This is a genomic window from Anthropogastromicrobium aceti, assembly GCF_020687335.1.
GTDB lineage: Bacteria > Bacillota > Clostridia > Lachnospirales > Lachnospiraceae > Anthropogastromicrobium > Anthropogastromicrobium aceti.
The window spans coordinates 1-15401 of record NZ_JAJEQN010000031.1 but is presented as its reverse complement, the minus strand read 5'-3'; the positions used below and the strand labels follow the sequence as shown (position 1 = coordinate 15401).

The following is a 15401-nucleotide window of genomic DNA, read 5'->3' as shown; positions in this document are numbered from 1 at the left end:
AATATGAAGAAAAAATTAAATCTGGTGCTTTTTCTTTTGCTTTTATGTATGGCAGCTGGATGCGATAAAAAAACTGTATCAACAGATGGAATCCGTATTTACTATAGGGCTCTGTCAGAAAATGGCATTAGCTCCTATTATTATAAGCCGACAGGTACCGATCAGGAAACAGTTATAAATGAACTGTGGGCAAAGCTGATTAAAAGCGATACTGAAAAAGCACGTATAAGTCTTATTCCGTCTGATTTAAAGCTTGTGCGTTTTTCAGTGGAAAACAGCAGCCTTGGGCTTTATTTTGACAGTTCCTATCAAAATATGGACACTGTGTCAGAGCTTTTATTTAGGGCAGGTATAGTACGAACCTTCTGTCAGGTTGAAGGTGTGGAGTCGGTAACATTTTTTGTAGACGAAAAGCCACTTACAAATAGTTCCTTTGCACCTCTTGGTGCTCAGACAGCTTCTGATTATGTGGATATTATAGAAAGCGGACTTAGCAGTCAAAAAAAGACCACACTTACTTTATACTATGCAAATGAAAAAGGGGATGCTCTTGTAAAAAAGATTCAAAATGTTGTATATGAGAGTTCCTATTCCATTGAAAAAGATGTAATCAACCGCCTGATTCAGGGACCTTTTGAAGATGAATATTTTCGAACACTGCCTGCTAATCTGCAGGTGATCAGTATAAGCGTTAAAGACAAAATTTGTTATGTCAATTTTGATTCGTCATTTCTGACTGATGCGCTTTCTATTGATGGCAATTTGATTGTATATTCGATTGTAAATTCATTGACGGAGCTGCCAGATGTCCAGCGTGTTCAGATCATGGTGGACGGCGACAGCAATATCGTATTTCGCGATATATCACTGAGTAGTCCACTAGAAAGGAATTTAAACTATTGAAACGACCACTCCTTGTTCTTGTAGTTTTTTTTCTTGCAGGAGAACTTCTTTGTATAAAGAGCCTTATAATATCAATTATTTTAAGCGCCGGCATTTTGATGCTGGCGCTTATTTTTATGCTGATACAAATTGTATGCAAAAATGTCTTTTTCAAAAAAATGCCTTTCTTTTTGTGTATCTGCGCTTTTTCTTTTTTTACAGGGGCAGTCTGCTGTTTTAGCGCAAATGCACATAGTCATATTTATGATACACTTTTATCAATGCAGTACTCAAAAGAAAATACATTGGATGACGTGCTTGTCGAAGGCAACGTGACAAAGGTAGAGGAAAAATCGAAGCTTTGGATTTACTTAAAAAATGCCTCTATTAATAAAAAGGCAGCAGGGGAGGGTGTTATTGTGCAGATTCCTGTCTCGGCACATTCCAACCAAAAGCGTCCTCTTGCCGGAAGTAAAATTTCTGTTTATGGGAAATTATCATTATTTTCACAGGCTTCAAATCCAGGCGAATTTGATTCAAGAAGTTATTATCATAACTTAGGGTATGATTTTTGCCTTAGTGGTAAGACGTGGACACAAAAAGGTAGCCGATATGATCCCATTGCTGAGTGTCTGTGGCAGCTAAAAGATGCCATAAAGATGAGACTCTCACGGCTTTTAGAAGGAAATATTACTGATTATGGCATTTACTGTGCCGTGCTTTTGGGCGACAAAAGCGAATTAGACAAAGAACAGAAAGAACTTTTTAAAGATCAGGGAATAGCTCATATCCTTTCGGTATCAGGACTTCACATATCAGTAGTTGGACTAGCTGCATGCGGTTTGCTTATGAAATTAACAGGATCATTTGCCATTTCCGGTATAGTTGGAAGCATTATTGTCATTTTTTATTCTGCCTTTACTGGAAATGCAGTCTCGACGATTCGTGCTTGTGTTATGTATCTTATTTTAATGATCGGGCGACAAAAAGGCCGTATTTATGATATGCCGACGGCAGTGGCAGCAGCAGCCCTTTGCCTTCTTATTTTTCAGCCGCTTGCCATTTTTCAGGCCTCTATGCAGCTTTCATTTGGCGCAGTGCTTGGAATAAGCCTTGTTGGAGATATTTTTAAAAAAATTTTAATGCCTTCTTCTGATAAAACAACTGTAAGGATTAACCGCTTCTGCAGTGTTATGGGACTTTCTATTGCAATGCTTCCTGTGCTGTTATATCATTATTACCAATATCCTCTTTATGCAATTTTACTTAATCAGCTTGTCATACCTTTTGCTGGTATTTTACTTGTATCACCGGCCGTGGCACTTGTACTTTCTTTATTTGCACCTGCTTTTGGTGCAGTATGCTTAAAAGCAGGCCATCTTGTCATTTATTTTTACACTGTGCTTTGCAAACTTTCAAAAAGCCTTCCAGAATCAGCACAGTATACTGGAAGACCAGCTTTATGGCGAATTGTATTATATGTTACACTGTTATTCACAATAGGCATGGGAACTAGGCTTATATATGAGAAGCAAAAAAGAAAACAGACAGATGATGATAAGGAAAAAAGGAAAAAAAACAGACGCCGCTGTCAGATTGCTGCTGTTTTTCTTGCCACAGGCTGCTATATATTCGGCTGCGTTTTTTTACATGCAGATCACACAAACAAATTGGAAATTACTGTGCTTGATGTAGGTCAGGGAGATGGTATTTTTTTAATGCTTCCTGATCATACGACTATTCTTTCAGATGGCGGAAGCACGAGCAAATCTATGCTTGATACGTATGTATTAGAACCTTTTTTAAACTCACAAGGCATTCGCCGGATTGACTATGTTTTTGTATCGCATGCCGACAGTGATCATATTAATGGGATCATAGGATTGATTGAAAATGACGCAGATCGTATAGGAACGCTTATGCTGCCGCAGAGCCAGTCATCAAAAAAGCAGTTTGAACAGCTGTTAACAGCATCAAAAAAGAAGCAGATTCCCGTTAAGTGGATTTCAAAAGGAGATGTTTTTTCATTAAAAACGCTGCCAGATTTGTCTTTTGAAGTGCTGTGGCCGTCAAAAAGCGAAAAATCAGATGACACAAATGAATCATCACTAGTGTGGCGCCTTAATTATCATGATTTTTCTATGCTTTTTACAGGAGATCTTCCAGGCGACTGCGAGGATGAACTTATCAGCTTAAAGCCAGTAACTGTCTTAAAAGTCGCACATCACGGCTCTGATTATTCAACAACTAAAACATTTCTGCAGCAAATAACACCGCAGCTTGCCGTGATTTCCTGCAGCGAAAATAATAGGTATGGTCATCCTGGGAAACAGCTTTTAAAACGCTTAGAAGAGGCAAAAATACCGTCAGTTTTGATTACAAAAGACTGCGGTGCAATCATAATACAAACTGACGGTTATCGTGTAGAAGTGGAAACTTATCTGGCAAAGCAGTCTTGATATTCGCTGTCTGTCAGTCCGGCACCATTTTTAGCAACAACATGGGCAGAAACCTTATTCGCCTGTGAGAGTGCCTCTGCCCAAGAGCAGCCATTTGCGCGGCTGGCCATGATCTGACCAATATGACTGTCTCCGGCACCAATTGTATCTGCAACAGTTGTCTTTATGCCATCAACCTCTGTTAAATTATCTTTTCCTGCCTCCAGACAGCAGGAGCCATCCTTACCTTTTGTGATAATTACAGTATTAGATGTTGCATTTTGAAGAATCTTTGCCGCCTCTAAAAGAGATACAGCGCTAAATTCATCTACTCCACATTTAAAATCAGAGACCGTTAAGCTGCTTAGCTCGAATGCTTCCTCATCGTTTATATGAAGAATAGGATTTAGATTATATAGGCGCTTCATTTTCTTTTCACCGATCTGTCGAATACGAGGACCTGGTGCAAAGAAGATCTGCGGACCGCGGTGCTGTTCAAGCCATGAAATTAGATCGTCACCTGTTGGCTCCTCGATTTCAAGGCCGCATACATAGATCATAGAAATCTGTGAAATGTCAATATTTTCCATCCACTCATGATTAAAGGTATATTCTGCACCATGCACCGATAAAAATGTACGTTCTCCGTTTTCGTCGACAAGACAGTAGCAGCAGCCATTTTCTGCATTTACATTCACATGAATAGGAAGTTTACGTGCCTGAAACGACTTTCTTATATAATCGCCATATACACCAGTTCCAATAGGTGTCACAAACATATACGGGACACCTGACTGACGTACAATATTAGCTGCGTTATAGGCACAGCCGCCAAGTGCGAGTGTCTGGCGCTTTGGCTGAATATCCTCTGCTGTTTTGGGTAGATGATCAATTTCAATGATTACATCGACACATGTACTGCCGATCAATAAAATTTTAGGCATTGATGATTGCATTAGGTAAATCTCCTTATATTTTTCTTTACTATCACAAAGAGATTATAATTCCTTGACGATGTAAAGTAAACACCATTTGCTTGATTGACGGCAAAAAGAATGATACAATAATACAAAAAACATTAATAGGAGTCTTTATGGAAAAACTCAGACAAGATATTCGTGCCAATCAGTTTGAGCGCGTATATCTTTTATATGGTGAGGAACGATATCTGGTTCAGATGTATAAGAATCAGTTAAAAAAAGCAATCATCGGCGATGATACGATGAATTTGAATCAATATACCGGGAAAGGTCTGCCTGTACAAGAGGTGGAAAATGCGGTAATGACAATGCCGTTTTTTGCAGACAGACGTTTGGTTCTGCTAGAGGATACAGGGTTATTTAAAAGCAGTGATGAGCAGTGGAGTAATCTTGTTAAAACAATTCCGGATAGCTGCCATGTCCTTTTTGTTGAGCAGGAGGTAGATAAGCGAAGCAGAATGTATAAGGCTGTAAAGGAATGTGGCTATTGCGCAGAGATGACGCATCCTTCAATGCAGCAGCGTACACAGTGGATTTTAAAGGGATTTGGGCGTTATGGGTTAAAAATCACACAGTCTGCACTTGATTCGTTTCTTGAAAAAACAGGTGATGACATGGAAAACATCAGAAATGAGATGGAAAAATTGGCTTCTTTTTGTATGGGAAAAGAAGGCATCACAAAAGAAGATGTTGATTTTGTCTGTACAGAACAGATTGAAAATAGAATCTTTGATATGACACAGGCCGTAGCAGAGGGAAAGACACAGTATGCTCTTGAGTTATATGCTGATCTATTAGCATTGAAAGAGCCGGGAATGCGTATTTTATTTTTGATTGCACGTCAGATGAACCAACTTTTATGTGTAAAGGAGATGGAAGTCGGACGTCAGAATAAGGATCAAATTGCAGCTGCTTTAAAGGTTCGTTCGTTTGTAGTTAACAAATTGCTTGGACAGGCAAGACAATTCACCATTGATCAGCTGATACGCTGTGTTGAGCGATGTGTTGAGCTTGAAGAAGCTGTAAAAAGAGGAAATATGAATGAAAGGATTGCAGTCGAGATGGTTTTATTATCAATTGCAAATCGTGAATATCATGCCTGACTAAAAAAAGCTGCCTGCATGAAGCAGACAGCTTTTTATGTGTACAAGACACAAATTAGTTCATAGCGTTAACAGCCTTGTTCATACGGCTGATCTTTCTGGATACAGTGTTATCATGATAAACACCCTTGGATGCAGCCTTTCTCATTACGGACTCAGCCTCAACAACTGCAGCCTGAGCAGCAGCCTTATCACCTGCAGCAACAGCGCTCTCTACCTTCTTGATGTAGGTCTTTACCTTAGAACGAGCAGACTTGTTTCTCTCTGCCTTTGCCTGACTAACTAAAACTCTCTTCTTTGCGGACTTAATATTTGCCATGGGGCACCTCCAAAATTTCTTGTTTTTTAATCTTTTTATAGTTTGAAAACGATACTGTGTATCACTCGAAAACACCGTTTCAACACAAGTGGTATCATAGCCTAAAAACATTGATCTGTCAATACATATTTTCAAAAAAAATGCAAAAAATACAAAAAAGTTTTACATGTAAAACAAGTAGGAACTTCTAATAAAGTTTTACGTGTAAAACTTTGAATAATTTCATGAACCATTTTAACTAAGGAAGGTGAAAATATAATGCTCAATGTAAAAGACAACAAAACAATGATGTATACTGATCTCGCTGTTGAAATTCAGGAAGAATGCAGTGGCAGGCAAGGTGAGATTCCAGGCGTTGTACTGGAACAATACAAAGAAGATGGCAAAGGTATCCGTGTCACAAAAATACAAATCCAAACGGCAGATGGAGCAAAACGCATGGGGCGGCCCATAGGAAATTATATGACACTTGAGTCTGCAGATAAAGAACATTCTAATAAACATTCCGATAAAAATCTTTCTGGAACGAAGCTTCCTGATACAAATCTTCTTGCATCCTATATAAATGGGCTGCTTCCATCATCGGCTCATTCTTTTTTGATTGTTGGTCTTGGAAATGCCAATATGACAGCAGATGCACTCGGACCATTAACAATTGAGAAAATGGCTCAGTCAGGAATGGCTTCATATACTTCAATGATCGTTCCCGGTGTATTTGCGCAGACTGGAATGGAAAGCTGTGAAATCATACAGGGTATTGTACAACAAACTTCTCCAGACTGCATCATAACTATTGATGCGCTTGCAGCAAGAAGTGCATTTCGGCTTGGTACAACAGTTCAGCTTACCGATACAGGTATTCGTCCAGGATCTGGTGTCGGAAATGCAAGAAAGGGCATAACTAAGGAAAATATGAAGATTCCTGTGATTGCCATTGGGATTCCAACAGTTGTAAGTGCCGCAGCAATTGTATCTGATGCAATGGATTCTTTAAAGCAGATAGGCTATAATGAAACGATTCTTGGAAGTATTGCGATGCTTGATAAAGAGGAATATTATCAGCTTATATCAGAAGTGTTTGCGCCAGAGCTTGGGAGTCTCTTTGTGATGCCTAAAAACCTTGATGAAGAATTAGATACGATGAGCAGCTTACTTGCAGCGTCATTGTCACAAGTAATATGTAAACGATAAAATGCTGTAATAAAGAAAACTGGCTGATGCATAGAATAGGCCAGAAAATAAGAAAGGATTTTATAAATGTATAGAAGCTTTCATCCAAGGAGAAAAGAGAAAATAGTCACAACGATACTTTGGTTTTTGGCACTTGCCTGCTCTACCTATATTTTATGGAAAATTAATCCCTATCCAATTCAGCGCGGCATTGGCTGGACAAAACAAAAGACAGAACAGTTTTTAAATCGTTGCATAGACAATACAGTTTCTAATACACTTCCATCGCTTTCTATTTTTTTTGACTGTGAAGGATTATCTAAAGAAAATATAACTCAGACAAATACGTTTTTTTCAAGCGATCCCTTTTATCAGCAGTTCCAAAATAATATTGGTTGCTCTCCAGACAAAAAACAGGTATAATACTGAAAGATAATATTAAATAGTGGAGGTAACAAAATGTCTGAAACAACAAATGTTATGAATTCTGAAGTAGTAAAGCGTTTGCTTTGCTATGTTTCCTACGATACACAGTCAAAGGATGAAAGCAGTGAAGTGCCGAGCACACAAAAGCAGTTTGACTTGGCAAAGGTATTAAAAAAAGAGCTTGAGGAGATTGGAGCTTCTGATGTACGTCTTAGCGATCACTGCTATGTGTACGCAAAGATTCCGTCTAACTTAGATAAGAAGGTTCCGGCAATCGGTTTTATAGCCCATATGGATACTTCACCTGCATTAAGCGGAAAAGATATTAAGCCGCAGATAATACAAAATTATGACGGTGGTGTAATCAAACTTGGTGAAAGTGGCTTTTCTATGGGACCAAATGAGTTCCCGGCACTTGCCGAATTAAAAGGAAAGAGTCTTATTACTACAGATGGAACAACACTTCTTGGCGCAGATGACAAGGCCGGTGTTGCTGAGATCATGACAATGGCAGCATTCTTTTTGGCACATCCGGAAGTAAAGCACGGTGATATCTGCATCGCATTTACACCAGATGAGGAAGTGGGAAATGGTGTTGAATATTTTGACGTGCCGGGCTTTGGTGCTGACTTTGCTTATACAGTAGATGGCGGTTCTGTCGGTGAAATTGAATATGAAAACTTCAATGCTGCAAATCTGCGTGTTGAAGTGCAGGGATATGGCATCCATCCAGGCAGCGCAAAGGGCAAAATGAAAAATGCCATCCGCATGGCAATGGAATTTGAGCAGATGCTGACAGTATTTGATAATCCGGAATATACAGATGGCTATGAGGGTTTTCATCATCTTGGCGGTATCGAAGGCGATTCAGATCATACAACAATGCATTACATTGTACGTGATCATGACGCTGGAAAGCTTAACCAGAAGTTAGCTGAGATTGATAAGGCTTCGGAGTATCTGAATTTTAAATATGGAGAGGGATCTTTTAAGGTGGTGCGTACCGGTTCTTATCAAAACATGAAGGAAATGATTCTTCCTCATATGCATTTGGTTGAGTATGCAAAGGAAGCTATGAGAGAGCTTGGATTAAATGCTAAGAGTGTTCCGATCCGTGGTGGTACAGATGGTGCAAGATTATCCTTTATGGGACTTCCATGTCCGAACCTCTGCACAGGAGGCGCTAATTATCATGGCCGCTTTGAATATGCATGTATTGAGCAGATGGAACTGTGTGTTGAGATTTTAAAGAAAATTGTTGAAAAGTATGCAGTTAAAGAAATCTGATATTCAGAAATCTATATTCAGAAACAAGAACTACTGAAAAGCAAAAAGATTAAAGTGAGGAATTTTGAATGATAACAAAGCAATTTAGCAGGCCATCAGTGAAGATGGCTCTGTCCGATGAGCTTTTAATGAAGGTAGAGCAGCCAGCTCGTTATCTTGGAAATGAGGTAAATGCGGCAAATAAGGATAAATCAAAGGCAGAGGTATCCTTCTGTATGTGTTTTCCAGATGTTTACGAGATTGGTATGTCTCATCTTGGAATCCAGATTTTATATGATATGTTTAACCGTTTTGAGGATACATATTGTGACCGCGTGTATTCTCCATGGATTGATCTTGATAAAATGATGAGAGAACAAGACATAAAGCTGTTTGCAGTAGAATCGCAGGAACCGGTAAAGAGTTTTGATTTTCTTGGAATCACACTTCAATATGAGATGTGCTACACAAATATCCTGCAGATTTTGGATTTAAGTGGCATTGCGCTTAGAAGCGCTGACCGTGATATTAATGATCCGTTTGTAATTGGAGGAGGACCATGTACTTATAATCCAGAACCAATTGCTCCATTCTTTGACCTTTTCTATATGGGAGAGGGTGAGACTCAGTATCGTGCACTTCTTGATCTTTATAAAAAGTGGCGCGCAGAAGGCGGCTCAAGGGAAGACTTTTTACATGAGGCAGCTAAAATTCCTGGCATATATGTACCTTCTTTATATGATGTCACCTACAAGGAAGATGGAACTATTGATGCAATGACACCAATCTACGATGATGTGCCAAAAACAGTACGCAAGGAAATTGTACTCGATATGACAGGTGCAGTCTATCCGGAAAGACCGCTTGTGCCTCATATTCGTGCTGTGCAGGATCGTGTTGTGTTAGAGATTCAGCGAGGCTGTATCAGAGGCTGTCGTTTCTGCCAGGCTGGTATGGTTTACCGTCCTGTGCGTGAGCGTGATGTAGAGCGTCTGAAGCAACTTGCAGTTACAATGCTTCATAATACCGGTTATGATGAGATTTCATTAAGCTCATTAAGCTCTAGTGACTACTCAAAGCTGCCTGAGCTTGTAAATTTCTTAATTGAAGAATGCAGCAAGCGAAAAATCAATATTTCTTTGCCGTCTCTTCGTATTGATGCATTTTCACTTGATGTTATGAGTAAGGTGCAGGATGTCAAAAAAAGCAGTCTTACATTTGCACCAGAGGCAGGTACACAGCGTCTTCGTGATGTAATAAACAAGGGCTTGACTGAGGAGGTAATTCTTCAGGGTGCAAGAGAAGCTTTTGAGGGCGGCTGGAGTCATGTAAAGCTGTATTTTATGCTTGGACTGCCAACTGAGACAGAAGAGGATATGAAGGGCATACCAGAGCTTGCAGAGCGCATGGCAGAGGCTTATTATGAGATCCCAAAGGAAAGAAGAAATGGAAAATGTCAGATTACCATGAGTACATCTTTCTTTGTTCCAAAGCCATGTACACCATTCCAATGGGCAAGAATGTATTCTCCTGAGGATTACTTGGGACGCGCAAGAATTGTAAATCACACAATGAAGCAGCAGCATAACCAAAAGAGTCTCAAGTACAACTGGCATGAAGCATATGTAACAGTTCTCGAGGGTGTTTTGGCACGCGGTGACAGAAAAGTGGCTGATGCCATTGAGACAGCCTATAAGATGGGTGCACTGTATGATGCATGGGGAGAAACATTCCACTATGAGATTTGGACAGCTGCTTTTGAAAAATGCGGCTTATCAATTGATTTTTATAATACAAGAGAGCGCAGTCTTGATGAGGTATTCCCGTGGGATTTCATTGATACTGGCGTGACAAAGGCATTTTATAAGAGAGAATGGGAGCGTGCAATGCAGGAGAAGATTACGCCGAATTGCCGCCAGTCCTGTTCCGGCTGCGGAGCAAAGCGTTTTGGAGGAGGTGTCTGCTTTGAAAATCAGAATTCAGTTTGCTAAATACGGAAAGATGATCTATATCGGACATCTTGATATAATGCGTTATTTTCAGAAGGCACTTCGCCGTGCAGATGTAGATCTTGCCTATACACAGGGTTACAATCCGCATCCTATTTTATCTTTTGCGGCTCCTCTTGGTGTAGGCATTACAAGCTGCGGTGAGTATGCTGATCTTGAGGTTAATTCAAGCGGTTCCTCTAAGGAAATGCTGGCGCGTCTCAATGAAGTTATGGTTCCGGGAATGGAGATTATTGACTATCGTGTATTGCCAGATGATGCAAAAAACGCGATGAGCTGTGTGGCTGCTGCAGATTATTGCCTGACATTTCGAGAGAAACACACACCGCTTGATACGTTTGGCATGACATCTGCTGCTTATTTAAAAGGCTTTGAAGAGTTTTTACAGCAGGAATCTATTGTAATTATTAAGGAAACAAAAAAAGGCACTCGCGAAATGGATATTCGTCCGCTGATTTATGATTTTTGTTTACAGGAAAAAAGTGAGACAGGAGACGGTCCGGCAATCTTTTTGCAGGTATCAACTGGAAGCACCGATAATTTAAAGCCTGAACTTGTATTAAAGGCATATCATGAGCAGACTGGTCTTTCCTGGAATCCTGGAGACATTTCAATTTGCCGCCTTGAGACTTATACTAATACGGCAGTCTCTGCGCCAGACTGCATTGTAGCACCGCAGTTTGTGCCGCTTCGCGAGATGGGAAACGTATTATGAGCCGCCGACTTCTTTCTATGCAGGGGGACCGTGTGCTGACGGCCCTCTGGGATGATGGACGTATTATAGAATGCAGTGTGGACGAGCGTGTACCTGCATTTTTAGGACGTATTTATCTGGCAAAGGTAGATCATATAGTGCCAAGCATTAGCGGTGCATTTTTGTCTGCGGGTGATCAGAAGCTTTATTATTCACTAAAAGAAAATCCGCTGCCTGTTGCTGTCTCATGTAAGCGTGAGGGAATGATTACACAAGGCGATGAGATTGTTGTACAGGTGACAAAGGAAGCGCTAAAGACAAAGGAACCTGGTGCTGGTTCTGCCCTTCAAATTGGAGGACGATATTGTGTCGTTATGATGGAGCCGGCAGGAAAACAGCCAAAGACAAAGATTCTTTTGTCGAGAAAGATTACAGAGGCTACATTTCGTGAAAAGATTTCTGAGGAGGCAGAGGCTCTTGAAGAAGTAAAGCAGCTTTTTGAAGCTGTAAGTCTTAGGGGCTTTTCATTATCTGTGATGGTACGCACAAACGCGGCAGAGGTATCATCTGATCTTGTACTAGATGAAATATCAGTCTGCTGCAGACAGCTTCAGACTGTACTGTCAACAGCAGCTTTTCGCAGTAGTGGAAGCTTGCTTTGGCAGCCGCTTCCATGCTATATAAGTGCCATCCGTGATACTTCTTTAAATGGCTTAGAATCAATTGTCTGTGATAATGAAGAACTTTTAAACGAAGTAAAAAATGCCTTGGATGAATGTAAAGGAAGTGAGGGATTAACTTATTCGCTTTATCAGGATTCTTCATATCCTATGCGAAAATGTTACAACTTGGATACTACTATTGAAAAGGCATTAAAAAGTAAAGTATATCTGTCATCAGGCGCCTACTTAATTATTGAACAGACGGAAGCGCTTGTAGCAATAGATGTTAATACAGGAAAAGCAATTGCATCAGGACGCAAAAAGGAAAATCAGGATTCTTATTTTTACCGCATTAATTTAGAAGCAGCAAAGGAAATTTTGTATCAGCTGCGACTCAGGAACTTATCTGGTATGATTCTTGTAGATTTTATTAACATGACTGATCATGCACTTGAGGATGCACTGATGGAAGAACTTTCCCTTCTTGCACGTAAAGATCCTGTGCATACAAGAATCGTTGATATAACAGCACTTGGTCTTGTTGAAATTACGAGAAAAAAAATAAGAGAGCCACTTGACAAACAATTAAAGATATGTTAAAGTACTAATCGTGTGCCGCACAATGAGGTTTAAGCGCTGCAATTTAGCAGACACCGTACTTGGCGAGTAATTATCTAGGAGGTGCTATATGTACGCAATTATTGCAACTGGTGGCAAGCAGTACAAGGTAGCAGAAGGCGATGTCATTCGCGTTGAGAAGCTTGGAGTAGAAGCTGGACAGACCTACAACTTTGATCAGGTTTTAGCTGTAAACAATGGTGAGATGATCATTGGTACCCCGACTGTTGCTGGAGCAACTGTAAGCGCAACTGTTATGGGCGAGGGCCGTGCTAAGAAGGTTATTGTATACAAGTACAAGAGAAAGACCGGCTATCACAAGAAGAATGGTCACAGACAGTCCTATACTGAGTTAAAGATTGAGAAGATCAACGCTTAATCAATGATTCAGGTAGAGATTATCCGGGATGCTTCCAAAGCGTATGTTGGTTTTTCTATAAAAGGACATGCCGGCTATGCAGAGCACGGGCAGGATATCATTTGTGCAGCGGTTTCCGTTTTAGCGCAGAATACCGTAAATTCTATTGAGCAATTTACGGATGATACATTCTCCGGTGAGATAGATGAGAAAACTGGCAGTCTTGCTGTTTCGTTTCCTCATGGTGTCGGGAAGGATTCCAGGCTATTGTTGGACTCGATGGTACTTGGTTTGACAAGTATTGCCGAGGAGTATGGTAAGAAGTATATTAAAATCCGATTCAGGGAGGTGTAAATCATGTTCAAGATGAATCTTCAGTTATTTGCACATAAGAAGGGTGTTGGTTCTACAAAGAACGGCCGTGATTCCGAGTCCAAGAGACTTGGTGCAAAGAGAGCAGATGGACAGTTCGTTTTAGCTGGAAACATTCTTTACAGACAGCGTGGAACCCATATCCATCCAGGTAACAATGTAGGTATCGGCGGAGACGATACTTTATTTGCGAAGGTTGATGGAGTTGTCCGTTTCGAGAGAAAGGGCAAGGATAAGAAGCAGGTTTCTGTTTATCCAAAGGCTGAGTAAGATTAATAGTATGAAACGAGGAGAGACCGTTGCCGTTCGCAACGGTCTCTTTTGGGTAATGTAGATAAAAACAAGAAAAAAAGCAACAATATATAAAAAGAAAATCAAAAGAAAGGCATTGGTAACGTATTTATGATAGATAGTGCCAGAATATTCATTAAATCCGGTAAGGGTGGCGATGGACATGTAAGCTTTCGTCGTGAGCTTTTTGTTGCTGCCGGTGGTCCTGATGGCGGCGACGGCGGAAGAGGCGGAGACATTATTTTTGAAGTAGATAAGGGTCTGAATACATTAAATGACTTTCGTCATGTACGCAAATATATTGCGCAGTCTGGAGAGGACGGAAAAAAACGCCGCTCTCATGGTGCAGACGGACAGGATTTGATTGTAAAGGTTCCAGAAGGAACAATCATTCGTGACGATGCAAGCGGAAAGATTATTGCCGATATGTCTGGAAAAAATATGCGTGAAGTAATCTTAAAAGGTGGCAGAGGCGGCGCCGGAAATATGCATTTTGCCACACCTACCATGCAGGTTCCTAAGTTTGCAAAGCCAGGTCAGCCGGCTATGGAGCTTTGGGTTCGCTTAGAGTTAAAGGTTATCGCAGATGTCGGACTTGTTGGATATCCGAATGTTGGAAAATCTACCATTTTATCAATGGTAACAAATGCAAAGCCAAAGATTGCAAATTACCATTTTACTACGCTTGATCCGTATGTAGGAATTGTAGACCTTGAGGGTACAAACGGTTTTGCACTTGCTGACATTCCTGGTCTTATTGAGGGTGCTTCAGAAGGAATCGGCCTTGGCTTCCAGTTCTTAAAACATATTCAGCGTACAAAAGTACTCATTCATGTAGTAGATGCAGCCTCCACTGAAGGCCGCGATCCAATTGAAGATATTCGCACCATTCAGAATGAATTGGCATCATATGATCCAGAGCTGTTAAAGAAACCAGCTGTCATTGCTGCCAATAAGGTTGACGTTATTCAGACAGAAGATGGCGATGAAGATCCTATTGAGCGTTTAAAGAATACTTTTGAACCAGAAGGCTTAAAGGTATTTCCAGTTTCAGCAGCTTCAAATCAGGGCTTAAAAGAGCTTTTATACCATGTATGGCAGATTCTGTCTACAATGGATCCAGAACCGACTGTTTATGAAAAGGAATATGTTCCGGAATACGATCTTGGAAGCAATCTTCCTTATACAGTAGAAAAAACAGATGAACATTTATTTACAGTTGAAGGACCTCGTATTGAAAAGATGCTTGGCTATACAAACTTAGATTCCGAGAAGGGCTTTACTTTCTTCCAGCGCTTCTTAAAGGAGACAGGAATCTTAAAGGAGCTTGAGGATCTTGGAATCGAAGATGGCGATACTGTTAAGATGTATGGTCAGCACTTTGATTATTATCACGAGTAAAGAAAAAGGAGACTTTAAATGACAAGTAAGCAGAGAGCATATTTAAAGAGTCTGGCTATGGATCAGTCTGCGATCCTTCAGATTGGAAAGTCCAGCCTGACACCAGAAATTACCAGATCAGTAGACGAAGCATTAGAAGCACGTGAACTGATTAAGATTCATGTATTGAAGAACTGTTTTGATGATGGTTCTTCTATTGCTGAGGTATTAGCAGAGCGTACACGCGCAGAAGTTGTACAGGTAATCGGAAAGATGATCGTACTGTATCGCCCGGCAAAAGAAGAGAAGAAGAGAAAGATCGTTCTTCCAAAATAATAATATGATACCAGGGTCCCAAGCTCCAAAAGCCGTTCGTGCTTGCACGATTAGGTTTTTGAGCTTGGGACCCGCAAAAACATGAGGATGCAGCGAT

16 protein-coding genes are annotated in these 15401 nt (G+C 40.4%); 14 read left to right on the top strand and 2 right to left on the bottom strand.

Features of this window, described 5'->3' with window-relative positions:
• Nucleotides 1-3 precede the first annotated feature (3 nt).
• Entirely contained in the window at nucleotides 4-903 is a 900-nt protein-coding gene (locus tag LKD48_RS11710; protein ID WP_308732081.1) for a GerMN domain-containing protein, read from the top strand.
• Nucleotides 900-3341: a DNA internalization-related competence protein ComEC/Rec2 gene (locus tag LKD48_RS11705; RefSeq protein WP_308732080.1), complete on the top strand. Its 2442-nt coding sequence runs from the start codon at nucleotides 900-902 to the stop codon at nucleotides 3339-3341. Before LKD48_RS11710 ends, LKD48_RS11705 begins: the two co-directional genes overlap by 4 nt.
• Here the strand turns inward: LKD48_RS11705 and LKD48_RS11700 are convergent.
• Nucleotides 3320-4276, bottom strand: a complete 957-nt coding sequence (locus tag LKD48_RS11700; RefSeq protein ID WP_262535806.1) for a PfkB family carbohydrate kinase — start codon at nucleotides 4274-4276, stop codon at nucleotides 3320-3322. The genes LKD48_RS11705 and LKD48_RS11700 overlap by 22 nt on opposite strands.
• A gap of 137 nt (nucleotides 4277-4413) precedes the next feature.
• Between LKD48_RS11700 and holA the strand changes: the two genes are divergently transcribed.
• Nucleotides 4414-5403: a DNA polymerase III subunit delta gene (gene holA / locus LKD48_RS11695; RefSeq protein WP_118612797.1), complete on the top strand. Its 990-nt coding sequence runs from the start codon at nucleotides 4414-4416 to the stop codon at nucleotides 5401-5403.
• A 55-nt stretch (nucleotides 5404-5458) separates the two neighbouring features.
• Here the strand turns inward: holA and rpsT are convergent, their stop codons facing one another.
• The gene (gene rpsT / locus LKD48_RS11690) at nucleotides 5459-5722 is read right to left on the bottom strand and encodes a 30S ribosomal protein S20 (protein WP_227100493.1); all 264 of its coding nucleotides are present in this window, start codon (nucleotides 5720-5722) and stop codon (nucleotides 5459-5461) included.
• Nucleotides 5723-5980: 258 nt separating this feature from the next.
• Here rpsT and gpr point away from each other — a divergent pair, with 258 nt between their 5' ends.
• The 11 genes from gpr to yhbY all read left to right on the top strand — a co-directional run bounded on the left by gpr (nucleotide 5981) and on the right by yhbY (nucleotide 15304).
• The gene (gene gpr / locus LKD48_RS11685) at nucleotides 5981-6913 is read left to right on the top strand and encodes a GPR endopeptidase (protein WP_308732079.1); all 933 of its coding nucleotides are present in this window, start codon (nucleotides 5981-5983) and stop codon (nucleotides 6911-6913) included.
• A 66-nt stretch (nucleotides 6914-6979) separates the two neighbouring features.
• Nucleotides 6980-7315 (top strand): hypothetical protein, encoded by a 336-nt coding sequence (locus LKD48_RS11680; protein ID WP_118612799.1) that lies wholly within the window; start codon nucleotides 6980-6982, stop codon nucleotides 7313-7315.
• A gap of 36 nt (nucleotides 7316-7351) precedes the next feature.
• Nucleotides 7352-8605 carry a peptidase T gene (gene pepT, locus LKD48_RS11675; protein ID WP_227100491.1) on the top strand — a complete coding sequence of 418 codons (1254 nt, stop codon included), beginning with the start codon at nucleotides 7352-7354 and terminating at the stop codon, nucleotides 8603-8605.
• A 68-nt stretch (nucleotides 8606-8673) separates the two neighbouring features.
• The gene (locus tag LKD48_RS11670) at nucleotides 8674-10575 is read left to right on the top strand and encodes a TIGR03960 family B12-binding radical SAM protein (protein WP_118612800.1); all 1902 of its coding nucleotides are present in this window, start codon (nucleotides 8674-8676) and stop codon (nucleotides 10573-10575) included.
• The gene (locus tag LKD48_RS11665) at nucleotides 10541-11308 is read left to right on the top strand and encodes a TIGR03936 family radical SAM-associated protein (protein WP_408628579.1); all 768 of its coding nucleotides are present in this window, start codon (nucleotides 10541-10543) and stop codon (nucleotides 11306-11308) included. Before LKD48_RS11670 ends, LKD48_RS11665 begins: the two co-directional genes overlap by 35 nt.
• Complete coding sequence (locus tag LKD48_RS11660; protein ID WP_308732078.1) at nucleotides 11305-12549, top strand: ribonuclease E/G; 1245 nt, start codon at nucleotides 11305-11307, stop codon at nucleotides 12547-12549. The genes LKD48_RS11665 and LKD48_RS11660 overlap by 4 nt, the downstream gene beginning before the upstream one ends.
• Before the next feature lie 88 nt (nucleotides 12550-12637).
• Complete coding sequence (gene rplU, locus LKD48_RS11655) at nucleotides 12638-12946, top strand: 50S ribosomal protein L21 (protein ID WP_066561806.1); 309 nt, start codon at nucleotides 12638-12640, stop codon at nucleotides 12944-12946.
• Nucleotides 12947-12949: 3 nt separating this feature from the next.
• Nucleotides 12950-13279 carry a ribosomal-processing cysteine protease Prp gene (locus LKD48_RS11650; RefSeq protein ID WP_118612803.1) on the top strand — a complete coding sequence of 110 codons (330 nt, stop codon included), beginning with the start codon at nucleotides 12950-12952 and terminating at the stop codon, nucleotides 13277-13279.
• 3 nt (nucleotides 13280-13282) lie between these two features.
• Nucleotides 13283-13567, top strand: a complete 285-nt coding sequence (gene rpmA, locus LKD48_RS11645; RefSeq protein ID WP_066561810.1) for a 50S ribosomal protein L27 — start codon at nucleotides 13283-13285, stop codon at nucleotides 13565-13567.
• 132 nt (nucleotides 13568-13699) lie between these two features.
• Nucleotides 13700-14989: a GTPase ObgE gene (gene obgE, locus LKD48_RS11640; RefSeq protein WP_308732077.1), complete on the top strand. Its 1290-nt coding sequence runs from the start codon at nucleotides 13700-13702 to the stop codon at nucleotides 14987-14989.
• Nucleotides 14990-15007: 18 nt separating this feature from the next.
• Nucleotides 15008-15304 (top strand): ribosome assembly RNA-binding protein YhbY, encoded by a 297-nt coding sequence (gene yhbY, locus LKD48_RS11635; protein WP_118612805.1) that lies wholly within the window; start codon nucleotides 15008-15010, stop codon nucleotides 15302-15304.
• Nucleotides 15305-15401 lie beyond the last annotated feature (97 nt).